General features: G+C 64.5%; 14 protein-coding genes. 11 read left to right on the top strand and 3 right to left on the bottom strand.

The genetic code is table 11. The annotated features are described in order from the left end of the window. Positions 1-94: 94 nt before the first annotated feature. The 6 genes from Q0D31_RS09210 (at position 95) to ilvC (ending at position 5,145) form a co-directional block, all read left to right on the top strand. Complete coding sequence (locus tag Q0D31_RS09210; protein WP_291848772.1) at positions 95-1,078, top strand: threonine dehydratase; 984 nt, start codon at positions 95-97, stop codon at positions 1,076-1,078. Between the two features lie 154 nt (positions 1,079-1,232). Continuing rightward, positions 1,233-1,775: an acetolactate synthase small subunit gene (gene ilvN, locus Q0D31_RS09205; protein WP_291848770.1), complete on the top strand. Its 543-nt coding sequence runs from the start codon at positions 1,233-1,235 to the stop codon at positions 1,773-1,775. Positions 1,776-1,778: 3 nt separating this feature from the next. After that, the gene (locus Q0D31_RS09200) at positions 1,779-2,474 is read left to right on the top strand and encodes a class I SAM-dependent methyltransferase (protein WP_291848766.1); all 696 of its coding nucleotides are present in this window, start codon (positions 1,779-1,781) and stop codon (positions 2,472-2,474) included. Between the two features lie 4 nt (positions 2,475-2,478). Further along, complete coding sequence (locus tag Q0D31_RS09195) at positions 2,479-3,369, top strand: EamA family transporter (protein WP_291848763.1); 891 nt, start codon at positions 2,479-2,481, stop codon at positions 3,367-3,369. A gap of 7 nt (positions 3,370-3,376) precedes the next feature. After that, positions 3,377-3,979 carry a LysE family translocator gene (locus Q0D31_RS09190; protein ID WP_291848760.1) on the top strand — a complete coding sequence of 201 codons (603 nt, stop codon included), beginning with the start codon at positions 3,377-3,379 and terminating at the stop codon, positions 3,977-3,979. 146 nt (positions 3,980-4,125) lie between these two features. Continuing rightward, positions 4,126-5,145: a ketol-acid reductoisomerase gene (gene ilvC / locus Q0D31_RS09185; RefSeq protein WP_291848757.1), complete on the top strand. Its 1,020-nt coding sequence runs from the start codon at positions 4,126-4,128 to the stop codon at positions 5,143-5,145. 92 nt (positions 5,146-5,237) lie between these two features. Here ilvC and Q0D31_RS09180 read toward each other — a convergent pair whose 3' ends face one another. Next, positions 5,238-6,341: a DUF2336 domain-containing protein gene (locus Q0D31_RS09180; RefSeq protein WP_291848755.1), complete on the bottom strand. Its 1,104-nt coding sequence runs from the start codon at positions 6,339-6,341 to the stop codon at positions 5,238-5,240. Positions 6,342-6,794: 453 nt separating this feature from the next. Here Q0D31_RS09180 and Q0D31_RS09175 point away from each other — a divergent pair, with 453 nt between their 5' ends. From Q0D31_RS09175 to Q0D31_RS09165, 3 genes are all read left to right on the top strand, one after another. Next, positions 6,795-7,649, top strand: coding sequence for an SDR family oxidoreductase (locus Q0D31_RS09175; RefSeq protein ID WP_291848753.1), 855 nt, complete (start codon positions 6,795-6,797; stop codon positions 7,647-7,649). Between the two features lie 391 nt (positions 7,650-8,040). Continuing rightward, complete coding sequence (locus tag Q0D31_RS09170; RefSeq protein ID WP_291848751.1) at positions 8,041-9,750, top strand: sulfatase-like hydrolase/transferase; 1,710 nt, start codon at positions 8,041-8,043, stop codon at positions 9,748-9,750. 51 nt (positions 9,751-9,801) lie between these two features. After that, positions 9,802-11,535, top strand: coding sequence for a sulfatase-like hydrolase/transferase (locus Q0D31_RS09165; protein ID WP_291848749.1), 1,734 nt, complete (start codon positions 9,802-9,804; stop codon positions 11,533-11,535). A gap of 185 nt (positions 11,536-11,720) precedes the next feature. Here Q0D31_RS09165 and Q0D31_RS09160 read toward each other — a convergent pair whose 3' ends face one another. Further along, complete coding sequence (locus Q0D31_RS09160; protein ID WP_291848747.1) at positions 11,721-13,280, bottom strand: ABC transporter permease/substrate-binding protein; 1,560 nt, start codon at positions 13,278-13,280, stop codon at positions 11,721-11,723. Then, positions 13,277-14,062, bottom strand: coding sequence for an ATP-binding cassette domain-containing protein (locus Q0D31_RS09155; protein ID WP_291848745.1), 786 nt, complete (start codon positions 14,060-14,062; stop codon positions 13,277-13,279). Before Q0D31_RS09155 ends, Q0D31_RS09160 begins: the two co-directional genes overlap by 4 nt. 120 nt (positions 14,063-14,182) lie before the next feature. Here Q0D31_RS09155 and Q0D31_RS09150 point away from each other — a divergent pair, with 120 nt between their 5' ends. Together Q0D31_RS09150 and Q0D31_RS09145 are read left to right on the top strand one after the other, a co-directional pair. Beyond that, positions 14,183-15,010: an ABC transporter ATP-binding protein gene (locus tag Q0D31_RS09150; RefSeq protein WP_291848742.1), complete on the top strand. Its 828-nt coding sequence runs from the start codon at positions 14,183-14,185 to the stop codon at positions 15,008-15,010. Then, positions 15,010-15,798, top strand: a complete 789-nt coding sequence (locus Q0D31_RS09145; protein WP_291848740.1) for an ABC transporter permease — start codon at positions 15,010-15,012, stop codon at positions 15,796-15,798. The genes Q0D31_RS09150 and Q0D31_RS09145 overlap by 1 nt, the downstream gene beginning before the upstream one ends. Positions 15,799-15,945 lie beyond the last annotated feature (147 nt).

Here is a 15,945-nt window from a genome sequence, read left to right as displayed (position 1 = left end):
GCGGCTTCTCGATTTTGCTTGAGCGTCTCTGGAATACTGGATCCCCGCCTTCGCGGGGATGACAAGATCGAAGGAAGATTGACTGGAAGCCAGAATGTTTGACCTCAGCGAACTCGAACGCGCTCACGGGATTGTCGGGCAGGCGGTGCCGCCGACACCGGCGCATGCCTGGCCGCTGCTTGGCCAGCGGCTCGGCGCCGACGTCGTGGTCAAGCATGAGAACCACACGCCGATCGGCGCTTTCAAGGTCCGCGGCGGGCTGGTCTATCTGGATCGCCTGAAGCGGGAACGGCCGAACCTGCCCGGAATCATTTCCGCCACCCGCGGCAATCACGGCCAAAGCCTCGCTTTCGCCGCCCGCCGACACGGCGTTGCGGCTGTCATCTACGTGCCAAAAGGCAATTCGGTGGAGAAGAATCGCGCCATGCGGGCGTTCGGCGCGGAACTGGTCGAGCATGGCGAGGATTTCCAGGATGCCCGCGAGGAGGCTGAGCGCCGCGCCCAGTTCACTGGCCTCCACATGGTGCCGTCGTTTCATCCCGACCTCGTTCTCGGCGTCGCGACCTACGCGCTGGAGCTGTTTCGAACAGCGCCTGATCTCGATGTGCTCTATGTGCCGATCGGACAGGGCTCCGGCATCTGCGGCTGCATCATGGCGCGGGACCTGCTCGGACGCAAAACCGAGATCGTCGGCGTGCAGTCGACCGAAGCGCCGTCCTACGCGCTGTCGTTTGCAGCGGGAAAGATCGTGACCACCGAAACCAGCGACACGCTGGCCGACGGCATGGCCACGCGCGTTCCCGTTCCCGAAGCGCTCGACATCATTCGCAAGGGCGCCTCGCGCATCGTCCAGGTCACGGACGACGAGGTCGCCGCGGCGATCCGCGCCTACTGGACCGACACGCACAATCTCGCGGAGGGCGCCGGCGCAGCGCCGCTCGCCGCGGCGCTGCAGGAAAAGACCAGGCTCGCCGGCAGGCAGGTCGGCCTGGTCCTGAGCGGCGGCAATATCGATTTTGACCTGTTCCGCAAATGGGTGACGCCGAAAGGTGCCGTCGCCGACAAGGTGACGGTATGAGGTCGGCTATCGGTGCGCCACAACCATTGACGTCATTGTCCGACTTGACCGGACGATCCAGTACGCCGCGACCTCTCGACCGATCTGAGACGGCTGGCGATTACTCGATGCCCGCCTGCGCGGGCATGACGACCGAGAGTGACAAGGAGCGACAATGAACCAGCCCGCATCCGCCTACTTCCTGGAAGAGCGCCACGATCCGACCGAGTCGCACACATTGTCGGTGCTGGTGCAGAACGAGCCTGGCGTGCTTGCGCGCGTGATCGGGCTGTTCTCCGGTCGCGGCTACAACATCGAGAGCCTGACCGTCTCGGAGACCGAGAGCCAGAAACACCTTTCCCGCATTACCATCGTCACAACGGGCACACCGATGGTGATCGAGCAGATCAAGCACCAGCTCGACCGCATGGTGCCGATCTATCGCGTCGTCGACATGACGACCACCGGCCGTTCCATCGAGCGCGAGCTGGCGATGGTGAAGGTGCGAGGCCGCGGTGACAGCCGGGTCGAGGCGCTGCGGCTGGCGGACGCGTTTCGCGCCCGTGTGATCGATGCCACCACCGAGAGCTTTGTGTTCGAGATCACAGGCAACTCCGTCAAAATCAGCCAATTCATCGACCTGATGCGTCCCCTCGGCCTTGTCGAGGTGTCCCGCACCGGAGTCGCCGCGATCGGGCGTGGGCCCGAAGGGATGTGAAGCATGCTGGCGCGTGACTGGTACTACAATCAAAGGTGGCAGCTCGGGCTCGATTCCGCGGTCGCGTCGATCTATGACCGGCATGATGACAGCGACAGCCGCGCCCGCGCGGCGCTGAGCTTGCTCGGTGTGCGGCCCGGCTGGCGGGTGGCCGATATCGGCTGCGGCAACGGCGTGCTGGCCTGCGAGGCGGCGCTGATGGGCGCCGACGTCGATGCGATCGATATTTCGCCGGCGATGCTGGCGCTCGCCAAGATCCAGGCCCGCGATCGCAGGGTAGCGGTCCGTACCCAGCCTGCCGGCCTGCTGAGCTTCGCCTACCAGCCGAATTCCTATGACCTGATCGTCAGCGAGTTCACGCTGCACCATCTGCCGGATTTCTGGAAGGCGGTGGCGCTGGCCCGTATCCACGCGGCGTTGAAGCCCGGCGCCAGATTCTATCTGCGCGACATCGTCTTCGTCAGCATGCCCGACGGCGTCGAACGCGATATCGAGCAATGGGCTGACTTCTCGATCAAGAACCACGATTTCGAGCGCGACAGCGTGATCACACATATGCGCGACGAATACTCGACCTTCGGCTGGGTCATCGAGCGCATGCTAACCGATGTCGGCTTCACGCTGGAATCGGTCGACTACCACGCGCCGCTGCACGGCACGTACATTCTGCGCAAACCAAAGCCGGACCGACAGAGCTAGCGAAATGAAACCGGCCGATGTCTGTATCGCCGTCCTGGTGGCGGTGATCTGGGGGCTTGCGTTTGTCGCGAGCCGGATTGCGCTTGACGAATTCTCGCCGGAACTGATGACCACGCTGCGCTTCGCTATCGCGGCGTTGCCGTGTCTCCTGGTACCGCGGCCGAAGGTTTCCTGGACGGTTCTGGTCTCGATCAGCTTTACGCTGTTCCTCGGCCAGTTTCTTGCCCAGGCCTTCGCCATCGCGCATGGCGTTCCCGTTGGCCTCTCCAGCGTCATCGTGCAGAGCCAGGCGCTGTTTACGATCGGCCTCGCAGCGCTGCTGTTCCGCGAGCGCCCGAGTTCGGGGCAGACCGTCGGCATCGGCGTCGCCGTCGCGGGGTTGGCGATGATTGGCGGCACCGTCGGTTACGATTTCAGCGTTGGCGCCTTCGCCATCCTGATGATTTCGCCGCTCAGTTTCGCGGTGGGCAACCTGTTGCTCCGGCGCGCGAACGATGTGCCGATGTTCGACCTGTTCGCCTGGCTATGTCTGGTTTCCGCCGTTCCGCTGTTTCTGCTGACGCTGGTCAGCAATGGTCCGCAACCGACCTGGCAGGCGCTGACGGGCATGTCGCTGACCGGCCTGTGGTGCATGATCGGCCTTGGCGGCATCTCCACCAGCATCGCCTACTGGTTGTGGGGCCGGCTGCTGCGGGATTACCCTGCCGCGCAGGTGGTGCCTTTCGCGCTGTTGGTGCCATTCGTCGGATCGGCCGCCTCCAGCGTGGTGTTCGGCGAAACCTTTGGGCCGCTGCGGTTGGCCGGAATGATCACCGTGGTCGGCGGAATAGCCATCATGTTGCTGTCGAGGCGGCCGCAGGTCCCGGAGCAGCCAGTTCTGCCGAAGATCGCGTAGGGCCGCCATGTCGCAATCGTTGCTGATCGCCTTCATCATGTTCGCCACCGTGATGTTCTTCACCCCGGGGCCGAACAACATCATGCTGCTGTCGTCCGGGCTGACCTACGGTTTCCGCCCGACCATCCCGCACATGATGGGCATCACCGTCGGCTTTGCCTTCATGGTGGGCGCGGTCGGGCTGGGGCTCGGCACCATCTTCATTGCCTATCCGGTGCTGCAGACGATCCTGAAATACGCCGGCGCGATCTACCTGATCTATCTGGCCTGGGCGATCGCGATGTCGGAGCCGGTCGAACCTGACGAGGACAACCGCCGGGGGCCGATGACGTTCTGGGGCGCGGCCATGTTCCAATGGGTCAACGCCAAGGGCTGGGTCATGGTGATCGGCACCATCACCGCCTATGCCGCGATCGCCGCCTATCCCTGGAATATCGCGATCCAGGTCGCCTTGAGCCTGATTCTGGGGGCGCTGTCCTGCACCGCCTGGGCGCTGTTCGGCAGTTCGCTGCGCCCGATCCTGAGCTCGCGGCGGGCGGTGCGGACTTTCAACATGGTCATGGCGCTGCTCTTGCTGGCCTCGCTCTATCCGGTCTTCATGGACGCATGATGCCGCAGTGCGCCATGCATAAACGGGTTTCCCCTCAGCGGGAAAATGCTCTAGACAACGCCGGAAATTCAGGGCGACCGGCGGTCCTTTTCTTCCCAAACGCCTGATTTAACCGGCCGAATTGGCCATCGATTAAGGAAACGACCATGCGTGTTTATTACGATCGCGACGCCGACCTGAACCTGATCAAGGGCAAGAAGGTCGTCATTGTCGGCTACGGCAGCCAGGGCCACGCCCATGCGTTGAACCTGAAGGATTCCGGCGTCAAGGACGTGGCGATCGCGCTCCGCAAGGGTTCGGCCTCGGCCAAGAAGGCGGAGACCGCTGGCTTCAAGGTCATGGAAGTCGCCGAGGCCGCCAAATGGGCCGACCTCGTCATGATGCTCACCCCCGACGAGCTGCAGGGCGACATCTACCGCGAGCACCTGCACGATAACATGAAGAAGGGCGCGGCACTGGTGTTCGCGCACGGGCTGAACGTCCATTTCAACCTGCTCGACCCCCGCGCCGACCTCGACGTGCTGATGATCGCGCCCAAGGGCCCCGGCCATACCGTCCGCTCCGAATACCAGCGCGGCGGCGGCGTGCCCTGCCTGATCGCGATCTCCAAGGACGCCTCCGGCAACGCCCATGACCTCGGCCTGAGCTATGCGTCGGCGATCGGCGGCGGCCGCGCCGGCATCATCGAGACCACCTTCAAGGAAGAATGCGAGACCGATCTGTTCGGCGAGCAGGTCGTGCTCTGCGGCGGCCTGGTCGAGCTGATCAAGGGTGGCTACGAGACGCTGGTGGAAGCCGGCTACGCCCCCGAGATGGCCTATTTCGAGTGCCTGCACGAGGTGAAGCTGATCGTTGACCTGATCTATGAAGGCGGCATCGCCAACATGAATTACTCGATCTCCAACACCGCCGAGTACGGCGAATACGTCACCGGCCCGCGCATCATCACGTCAGAGACCAGGGCCGAGATGAAGCGCGTCCTCGCCGACATCCAGGGCGGCAAGTTCGCCCGCGACTGGATGCTGGAGAACAAGGTCAACCAGACCTCGTTCAAGGCGACCCGCGCCAAGCTCGCCGAGCATCCGATCGAGGAAGTCGGCGCCAAGCTCCGCGACATGATGCCGTGGATCAAGAAGGGCGCGCTGGTCGACAAGACCAGGAACTGAACTGCCGACGCCCAAGCGCAATCAGGGACCGGGTTCTCGGGCGAAACCGCAAACGCGGTTTCGCCGCTTCCCTACAATTCGGCCGTGGACCGTCAGGCCGACCCAACCGGCTTCTTCTCGATCCGGTTGTGCAATTGCCAGAAACGGACGGTGCGCTGCGCTGTTTCCATCGACAGCCTGCGGTAATCCCGCTCGGCGATCTCCATCGTTTTCTCGTCGATGGCGGGGACCCTCGGCCGGTTGCGCAAGATCGATTCGACCGTCGGCCAGTTCAGCCGGCCCGACCGGCACGGAATCAGGATCAGGTCGGAACGGTGCCCTTCCATCAGCCGCGCCGTCATTTCCACCGGCATGTCGTTGAGAACCGCAAGCGCGACGGTGACCTCGTCGAACTTCCTCGATTCGGCGAACTTGTACACCGCCGCGTCGTCGAGCTCGTTCAGCCCCTTCATCAGTTTCACGAGCTCTTCGGCAACGCCAAAACTCCGCCCCGACGGCGTCGCCTCGCGGGCAATTTCGTTCAGGACCTGCCTGATCTCTTCCTGAATCGCGGGTGGCGCAATGGCCAGCAGCCGGGCCCGAACCGTCTCCTTGGCACGGCGCAACAGGTCGCCGAGAAACTTGACGGGAAAATCGGCACGCAGGCCGAGGATTTCGACCAGTTCGTCATCGGTGCCGGCGCGGGCGAGAATGTTGAAAAAGCTTTCGTCGGAGAATCTCGCGCCGGCGTTGTTGGCGAGTTTTCGGATCACCCGTCCTTCGCCGCGATCGACGATGACGTCGGTAACGGCTTCGGGCAGGTTGGCCCGCCCGGAGATCGCGAGCAGATGGTCCTGTCCCTTGCTGCTGGCGATCTTGACCAGCACGTCGGTGCCGAGCCGGCTGGAATGGGTCAGCACGTTGCCGGCGACCTCGATTTCATCGTCCCAGGCCAGGTGCTGGATGACCTCGAACGGCGCGTAGTCGAGCGGCGCCAGCCGCTTCGAAAGTTCGGCCTTCGCCCGCGTTTCGACACGGGCGATCAGGAGGCAGAGCACGTCGTCGAAGACCTTGACCTGGTCGTCGCTGAGACGATCGCCGTCGTTCAGAAAGAGGTCGGTGACCTGTCGCAGGGTTTCCACCCGCCTGACAGATGATCCACCTCTGACGGCGTCTTCGAGTTCGGCGATGATTGAATGCGCCGGCTGTTGCACCATCGTGGGCAGCCTGTTGGTTGTGGAATGGGTCTGGCTCCACCATGCCAAACCGAGCCTTACACCCGCGTTAAGGGTGGAGCCGGGCGGAGGTGGCGACCGACCGCGTTTAGCAGGCAGCTCATCGGCGGCGGCCATCGCACTGCAGCCATGCGCCGAAGCACAGTGCGGATTGTCAACATCACATTTCGAATTGCTTTACCAATTCAAGCACGCCAGCCGGCGCTGGATTCACCGGAAAATCCAGCGGGACGGGTCAATATCCGCTGCTTTCGGTATCGCGGTCCGCCTGCTATCCTCATCAGACCGTTCCCTCGGACGGTCCAATGGGAAATGATCTGGCAGGAAGCCGGCAAGCCTGGCCCCGCGCCCGCGGCGCAGAACTGGTCGGCGACCGCTTAAGAGATCCTTCACGACGAAGTTAACTTAACCCCCCGGGGAAGAGCCTGTAGCAGCATGAGATCCATGGTCATCACCGGCGCGTCCACCGGCATCGGCTGGGCCAGCGCAAAGCTCCTGCTGGATCGCGGCTTTCGCGTGTTCGGCAGCGTGCGCAAACAGGCCGACGCCGACCGCCTGAAGCGCGAGTTCGGCGTCAATTTCACGCCGCTGCTGTTTGACGTCACCGACGAGGCCGCGGTGCTGGCGGCGGCGCGCCAGGTGCGCGACGCGCTGGGTGGCGAAACGCTGGCCGGTCTTGTCAACAATGCCGGAATTGCGGTCGCGGGCCCCGTGCTCGGATTGGCCGCCGCCGAATTCCGCCGCCAGATGGATGTCAACGTCATCGGGCCCGTGATCGCGACCCAGGCCTTCGGCCCGCTGCTTGGCGCCGATCCAGAGCTCAAGGGGCCGAAAGGGCGGATCGTGATGATCTCCTCGGTCGCCGGCAAGAACGGCAATCCGCTGACGTCGGCCTATTCCGCCTCCAAGCACGCCCTTGAAGGGCTGTCGGAGAGCCTGCGCCGCGAATTGATGCTGTTCGGCATCGACGTCATCGTCGTGGCACCGGGCGCGGTGAAGACCCCGATCTGGAGCAAGGCCGAGGAAGTCGATATCTCCAGCTACAGCAACTCGCCGTACTTCCCGGCGCTGCAGAAGATCCGCGCCTTCATGATGCATCTGGGTTCGATCGGATTGCCGGCGGAGAAGATCGCCGAGAAGGTTTTCGAGGCGCTGACGCTGCCGAATCCGAAGGTGCGCTACACGATTGCGCCTGATCCGGTCAGGCAGATGGTGACGGCGCTATTGCCCAAGCGCGCCATCGACAAGATTGTCGCCAAGCGTCTCGGCCTGACACCGCCGCAGGGATGAGCATGATGGGCGCGCCGGCAAACGACTCTGAGCGCGACTCTTGCGGCCGGCCGGCTCCATTCGGCAGTCCTCAAGCAGGTCAGATCGCCGGCCGGACGCTCGTTTATGGCTTTGCCCGGATGAGATCGACGGCGACCTTTCGCGCGTGGGCTGGACAGCGCGGGCGGCTGTGCGCGCGGCCGAGGCGGTCCTGACGCCGTCATTCCGGGTCCGTGCCCCGCGTCCCCGAAAGACGGCGTCCGGTTGCCCCAGAACGGGCAAATTCATTGCGTGTTCATGACGTTTCCACTACGTTTTTGTGACGCGATGCGGGTTCCGGCCGGATCGTGCGCCTCCTGGTCGTCGCCAGTTAAGGCACTTGCATTGCGCCGGGTGATGTAGCGTTTGCCAGATGGCGCCCGCGCCAAATCCAGGCCCACCCGCTGTTACGCTTGCCGCAGGGATGGCCGCCATCGGCTTCTGGCGGCTTTCGGCCGTCGCCGCACCACATCTGGCGGCGCTGGTGATCATGCTGCAGACCGAGACCGATTTAGGCTCGCGCACAGGCTTCGCGCTGGCATGGGGCATCCTGAACTTTCTCTTTATCGCATTGTTGCGGCGGCCGGCGTTGTCCGGGGCGCTGTCGCTCACGCTGGTCGTGGTCCTGGTGCTGCTGTCGCGCCTCAAGCACGACGTGGTGCAGATGACCGCGAACTTCGTCGACCTGATGGTGATCGACCGCGACAGCGCGGCGTTTCTGTTCACGATTTTCCCGAATTTGCGCTGGTCGGTGGTCCTCACCGCGTTCGTCATCATTCCGCTGATGTACGCGCTTTGGTGGCTCGATCCGTTTCGCATCCGCCGTTTGCCGGCGCTGGCCGGCAAGTTGGCCTGTCTGGCGGCGCTGGTCGGCTATGCCTTTGCTTGGCCGGACGAAGCCTGGCGCGGCTACTACGCCGACGGCTATCTGTCGAAGTTCGCCCGCTCCGGCGTGACCGCGGTATCCGATTTCATCAACTATGGCTTCATGGAATCGGAGGCTGTGCTGGCGGAGCGGCTGAGGATGCCGCTGGTGGATTCCTGCCAGGTCCCCGGTCGTCGTCCGCACATCATCATGATCCATGACGAGTCCAGCTTCGACATTCGTCAGGCCGACGGCGTCAAGGTGCCGCCCGGCTATGGCGGCCATTTCCAGTCCTTTGACGGCCGGGCGCGCAAGTTCGTGGCCGAAAGCAGCGGCGGCGCCAGCTGGTTTGCCGAATACAACGTGCTGGCGGGCCTGTCGTCGCGCTCGTTCGGCCGCTTTGCCTATTTCGTCACCCGCATCGCGTCGGGGCGGGTCGAACGCGGGCTGCCGCTGGCGCTGCGCCGCTGCGGCTATAACACGATCTCGCTCTATCCGGCCTATGGCGCCTTCATGGGGGCGCGCGGCTTCCAGACCACCACGGGCATCCAGCGCTTCTACGACGCCCGCGATCTCGGCGCGAAGGGTATCGAGCCTGACAGCTTCTTCTACGATCACGCGATGCGGTTGATCGGCGAGCAGCCGGCCAACGCGCCACTGTTCACCTTTGTCTATCTCGCCGCCAATCACTTCCCTTGGGAGACCAGGTTTCGCACCGAATTGTTGCCGTCCTGGCGCAGCCCGGGCAATGCGCCGGTGGTCGACGAATATCTGCGTCGCCAGACCATGAGCGCCAACGACTACGCGGCGTTCGTCGCCGGCCTGAAGAAGAAGTTCCCGGCGCAGCCGTTCCTGATCGTTCGCTACGGTGATCACCAGCCGGAATTCTCCTCAGGCCTGCTGGATCCGGGCCTCGATGAAGCCAGGGTCGCCCGCAAGTTCAACACCTACGATCCGCGCTACTTCACCACCTATTACGCGATCGACGCCGTCAATTTCGAGCCGGTAAAGAGCCCCGCGGTGATGGATACGATCGACGCGCCCTATCTGCCGCTGGTGATCCAGGAAGCCGCCGGCATTCCGCTTGACCCGTCCTTCGAGGAGCAGAAGAACATCATGCTTCGCTGCAAGGGAATCTTCTATGCCTGCAAGGGCGGCGCGGAGGCGCGCAGGTTCAACCGGCTGTTGATCGAGGCCGGTTTCATCAAGGGCCTTTGAGGAAACAGGGAGCAGGGGGGACGCCAAATGCCAGCCGTGCTGGAACCTGAAGTGAGCGAAAGCAGCCGCGCGGAAGCGCGCGGCGCGCGCTCGCCGTTGATAGGTGCTGGCCTGCTCGTTGCGATCCACCTGGCGGCGTTGGCGGTGCTGCTGACGACCGAATACGGGCCGTTTGCAATCACGCTGTCGCTGCTGGCGTGGGTCTTCGTCAATGGCCTGCTGCTGGTGTTGCTGCGTCGGCCGGGCATTTCCGCGGCGCTGGCACTGGCGTTCATGGTGCTGCTGATCGCGCTGTCGCGCTTCAAATTCGACATCCTGCAGCTTTCGCTGACCTTCCTCGACTTCCTGATTATCGACCGCGATACGGTCTCGTTTCTGCTCTCGGTGTTTCCGCGGCTGAAGCTGCACCTGATCGCGGCGGCGCTGGTCGCGGCTCCGCTGCTGTGGCTGATCTGGCGCTTCGATCCGTTCCGCGTGCGCCGCCGGCTCGCGCTGGCCGCCGTGGCCGCCTCGGTTGCCTTGATATCGGCGATGTCGGTCCTGTCGCCCGAGCAGCCATGGGAGCCGTTCCAGGGCGTCAACCACATCTCCAATCTGGCGCGTTCGGGCGTTGTGTCGGTGTCGCGGCTGGCCTCGACAGGCTGGATCGAGGCCGATCCGCCGCCGGCCAGCCCGCTTCGGATTGCACGGGGCGCGCACGCCGCCGGCATGCCCACGCTGCCTCCGGCCGAGGCTTGCGATCCGAAGGCCAAGCGCCCGCACATCATCCTGCTGCTCGACGAGTCGAGCTTCGACGTCACCGCCGCGCCCGGCATCAAGGTGCCGCCGGGATACAAGGATTACTTCAAGTCCATCGACGGCAAGCAGCGCACCATGATCGCGGAGGCGACCGGCGGTCCGACCTGGTACACCGAGTTCAACGTGGTGACCGGCCTGTCGGCGCGCTCGTTCGGCGACTTGAAGTTCTACGTCACCCGAATTACCGCGGGTCGGGTGACGCGCGGTTTGCCGCAAGCGCTGCAGAACTGCGGCTACAAGACCTTCTCGCTCTATCCGACTTACGGCAATTTCCTCGGTGCGCGCACCTTCCAGAAAGCCGCCGGCGTCGGCCATTTCGTCGACATGGCGGAGATGGGCGTGAACGAGGACATGCAGCCCGACAAATTCTACTTCAATCAGGCATTGAAGACGTTTGCGCAGGCGCAGCCGCAGCAGGCGCCGGTTTTCATGTTCGTCTATTTGACCGCCAACCACTTTCCCTGGACCGATGTCTACCGGCCCGATCTGACGCCGCCGGGCTGGACGCCGCCCGGCAATACGGCGGAGGTCGATGAATACATCCGCCGCCAGGCGATGACGGCGCACGACTACCGCGAATTTGCCGCGCGGCTGCAGCGTGACTATCCGGACCAGTCCTTCCTGGTGCTGCGCTTCGGCGATCATCAGCCGGCGATCTCGCAGAAGCTGATGGAGCCGGGGATAGACCAGCCGACGCTGGCGAAACGCCTGATGGCCGCCGATCCGCGCTATTTCTCCACCTATTATGCGATCGACGGCATCAACTACCGGCCCGGCGATCTGTCTTCCGCGCTTGAAACGGTCGATGCGGCGTATCTCCCGCTGGTGCTGCAGGAAGCCGCGGGGATCCCGCTCGATCCCACCTTCGCGGAGCAGAAGCGCATCATGCTCCGCTGCAACGGGACGTTCTACGATTGCAGGAAGGGTGCCGAAGCGCGCCGGTTCAACCGGCTCTTGATCGACGCCGGGTTGATCAAGGGGCTTTGATCGCCTTGCGAGGACCCGTAGGGTAGCCAGAGCGAAGCGTGCCCAACCGCAGCTGTCAGACCTCATTAGCCGCGTAGCGGCGTCTCGAAGGATGAATGGGAGCAGTGGGGCCACATGGTTCGAGACGGCGCTAAAGCGCCTCCTCACCATGAGGGTTGGGTGACCTGCAAAGCCGTCCTGGCCTGCTACTTCTTCCCCACCTTGTCCCACAGCCACTGCGCCACCGAGTCCGGCGAACTGGCGCCGTCGTTGCCGGCCGCGCGCAAATTGGCTTCGCGCATGGTGGCAATGTCGATGCGACCGAGCAGCGGCGTCATCGCCTTGCGCAGCGCCGCGTCGCTGGCGCGCTTCGGCGCGACCAGCACAATGGCGTCGTAGGGCGGGATCGCGCGCCTGACGTCGGTAAGCGCCACCAGATCGTATTTCGCAATCAGCCCGTCGCTGGTGTAGCCGGCGATCACGTCGACTTCGCCGGAGGCCACCGCCGCGTACATGAAATCCGGCTGCATCTGCCGTTGCGCGCGGAACGAGAGCCCGTAGGTTCGCCGCAGCGCCGCCCATTCCGGCCGCGAGAAGAATTCGTAATCGCCGGCGATCGAGAGCGAGGCGGCGCGCGCGGTGAGATCGGCGATGCTGCGGATGCCAAGCTGTTCGGCGCGCTTGCGCGGCATCACCATCGCGTAAGCGTTTTCGAAGCCGAGTTCGCCGAGCAGCGTGATGTGCTGCCTGGCCAGCAGCGTCTTCAGTTCGGCAAGCAGCTCCTGGCGCGGCCGGGTATCGGTGCGCTGGAACTGGTTTGCCCACAGCGTGCCGGAGTAATCGACATAGACGTCGATGTCGCCGGTCGCCAGCGCTTGGAAGATCACGTTGGAGCCGAGGCCTTCGCGCGAGGACGCCGTGAGGCCGGCCGCCTTCAGCCGCTGGGTGATCAACGCCGACAGCACGTATTGCTCGGCGAAGGTCTTGGCGCCGACGACGTAGCCTGACGGCGGGCGCGACAGCGCAGGCGCTATCGTGGCCGCGACCAGTGCGACGATGCCGGCGCCGCCAAGGATTGCGCGCAGGCGGCTGCGATGGCGCAAGCCGATTTCGATCTGCGCCAGCAGCTGATCGACCGCCAGCGCCAGCCCGGCGGCGGCAATGCAGCCGAACAGCACGAACACCCAGTTCTGGGTCTGCAGGCCGGCGAAGATGTAGTTTCCGAGGCTGGTCTGGCCGATCGGCGTCGACAGCGTCGCGGTGCCAATCACCCAGACCGCCGCGGTGCGAATCCCCGCCATCATCACCGGCAGCGCCAGCGGCAGCTCCACCATGAACAGCGATTGCCGCGGCGTCATGCCGACGCCCTGGGCCGCTTCAAGCAGCGCCGGCTCGATGCCCTGCAGGCCGGTGATGGTGTTGCGCAGCACCGGCAGCATCGAATAGAGCGCCAGCGCCAGCACCGCGGGCAGAAATCCGAACGCCGAGAAGGTAAATCCGAACCACGACAGCGCCAGCGCCGCGAGCGCCAGCAGTAGCGGGTAAAACAGCGCCAGCAGCGCCAGCCCCGGCACCGTCTGCACGATGCTGGCTAGCCCGAGCAACGCGCCGCGCAGCACCGGCCGATGGCGTGAGACAATGGCGAGTGGCAGGCTGACCAAGAGCCCGAGAGCCAGCGCCGTGACGCTGACGCGGACATGGTTGCCGAGATAATCAGGCAAATGGCCCAGCGCTTCGCCCCAGCGCGGATCGGTGAAGACGCTCATTCCGCACCGTCCCGCGCCAGCAAGGAACCCAGCCGCTCGGCCTGCCGCCGCGGCGTGCGCAGGAGTTCGCCGACATAGGCGTCGCCGGAGCGGGATAACTCTTTCGGCGTGCCCTGCGCCAGCAGCCGGCCGCCGCGCATGACCGCGATGCGGTCGGCGAGCAGGATGGCCTCCGTCATGTCATGGGTGATCATGACCGTGGTCAGGCCGAGCTTGCGATGCAACTCGCGAAAGTCGTCGCCGAGCGCGTCGCGGGTGAGGGGGTCAAGCGCGCCGAACGGCTCGTCCATCAGCACGATGCGCGGCTTTGCAGCCAGCGCGCGCGCCACGCCGACACGCTGGCGCTGACCACCGGAAAGTTCGTGCGGCAGGCGGTCGCGGTATTCGGCGCGGTCGAGCCTGACGAGCTCGAGGAGTTCGTCGACCCGCGCGGCAATCTCGGCCGGCGGCGTGCCCAGAAGTTTTGGCGTGATGCCGACATTACCCGCGACGCTCAAATGCGGAAACAGACCGGCGCTCTGGAACACATAGCCGATCCGCCGGCGCAGCCGAACCGGATCGACGGCGCGCACGTCGTCGCCCTCAACCGTGATGACGCCGCTATCGGCTTCGATCAGCCGGTTGGCGAGCCGCAGCAGCGTTGTCTTGCCCGACCCGGAGCCGCCGACAATGGCGAGGAATTCGCCCTCGGCGACCTCGAGCGAGACGTCGTCGACGGCCACCACGCGGCCGCCGTCAAAGGTCTTGCCGACATGGGCATAGGCGATCAGGGGAGCGGGCATGCGGTCTCGACTCGTAACCCGCCCGCCGAGGGCAGGGTCAGGACAACTATCACGTCGCCCCTCCGCGTTGAACTTATCCTTGGTAACCGCTAAGGCATCCCCCAAATCCTGGGGAGAACCATGGCGGACACGGCACAACCCATAGCGGTCGCGCTTGAAGATGCGACAGTGTCGTTTCGCGTGGCCGGGGATCGCGTCTATACCGCCGTGGCGCAGGCCAGCCTGTCGGTGGCCCATGGCGAGTTCGTCGCCATCGTAGGGCCGACCGGTTGCGGAAAGTCGACGCTGCTCAACGTCGCCGCCGGGCTTTTGAAGCCGGCCGCGGGATCGGTGCGGATCTTCGACCGGCCGCTTGACGGGTTGAACCGCGACGCCGGCTATCTGTTCCAGGCCGACGCGCTGTTCCCCTGGAAGACGGCGATCGAAAACGTCGCCATCGGGCTCGAGGTCATGGGCGCGCCGCGCGCGCAGGCGCTGCAGCGGGCGCAGGGTTGGCTCACGTCCGTCGGGCTCGGCGCGTTCGGCAACCGCTATCCGCATATGCTGTCCGGCGGGCAGCGCAAGCGTGTCGGCCTGGCGCAGGTCCTGATCCGCGATCCCCGGATACTTCTGATGGACGAGCCGTTCGGCCCACTCGACGCCCAGACCCGGCAGATCATGGGCAATCTCTTGCTGGAGTTGTGGAGTGCCGATCGTAAAGCGGTGCTTTTCGTCACCCACGATCTCGAGGAGGCGATCGCGCTGGCCGATCGCGTCGTGATCATGTCGGCAGGCCCCAGCGCGCGCATCATCGGCGACTGGCGGGTGCCGCTGCCGCGTCCGCGCGATATTGCCGAGATTCGAATGGAAAAGGATTTTCACGCGCTGCACCGGGAAATCTGGCGCGTGCTGAAGGACGAAGTGATGAAGGGCTATGCGCAATCCTCGCAAGCGGCGGAGGCGGGTTGATGTCGCGCTCGACGCTGTTGATGCTGCAACTGCTGGTCGCGGTGGTCGGGCTGGCGCTGTGGCAGTTCCTCACCACCGTGCCGGTGTTCGGCCGGGTGCTGCTGCCACCGTTCTTTTTTTCCAATCCGGTCGATGTCGCCAGCCAGATCGCGAAGTGGTTCTGGACCGGCGTGATCTGGAAGCATTTGATCATCACGCTGTGGGAGTCGATCCTGGCGTTCACGATCGGCTCGATCGGCGGCGTGCTGGTCGGGTTCTGGTTCGCGCGCCAGCCCCGTGTCGCCGCAGTGTTCGATCCTTACGTGAAGATGGTCAACGCTCTGCCGCGCGTGGTGCTGGCGCCGATCTTCACGCTGTGGCTGGGCCTCGGTATCTGGTCCAAGGTCGCGCTCGGCGTGACGCTGGTGTTCTTCATCGTGTTCTTCAACGTCTACCAGGGCGTCAAGGAAGTCTCGCCGACCGTGCTGGACAACGGCCGCATGCTCGGCATGAGCGAGCGGCAATTGACGCGGCATGTCTACTGGCCGTCGGCGCTGTCGTGGATGTTCTCCTCGCTGCACACGGCGGTCGGCTTTGCCGTGGTCGGCGCGGTGGTAGGCGAATATCTGGGATCGGCCGCGGGCCTCGGCTATCTGATCCAGCAGGCTGAAGGCGTGTTCGACGTCGCCGCCGTGTTCGCCGGCATGTTCGTGCTGTCCGCCTTTGTCATCCTGATCGACATGGTGGTGACGCTGGTGGAGCGGCGGCTCCTGGTCTGGCGGCCGTCCGCGGCAGAGGGCAGGGGATAACGCTCGCCGCGGGCTTTGCCGGCGCACGAATGACCGATCTCGGAAGTTGCCGAGGTGGTGTCACCATAGCGGAACGCCAATTTCTTCCGGTTGTTTGATGCGTGCGTTACACGCGAACCGTATTTTTACGGGAGTTTGATTTTAACG

It is taken from the genome of Bradyrhizobium sp., assembly GCF_022844465.1.
GTDB lineage: Bacteria > Pseudomonadota > Alphaproteobacteria > Rhizobiales > Xanthobacteraceae > Bradyrhizobium.
Note: the sequence above shows the minus strand (reverse complement) of the source record. Positions and strands in the feature narration are given on the sequence as shown.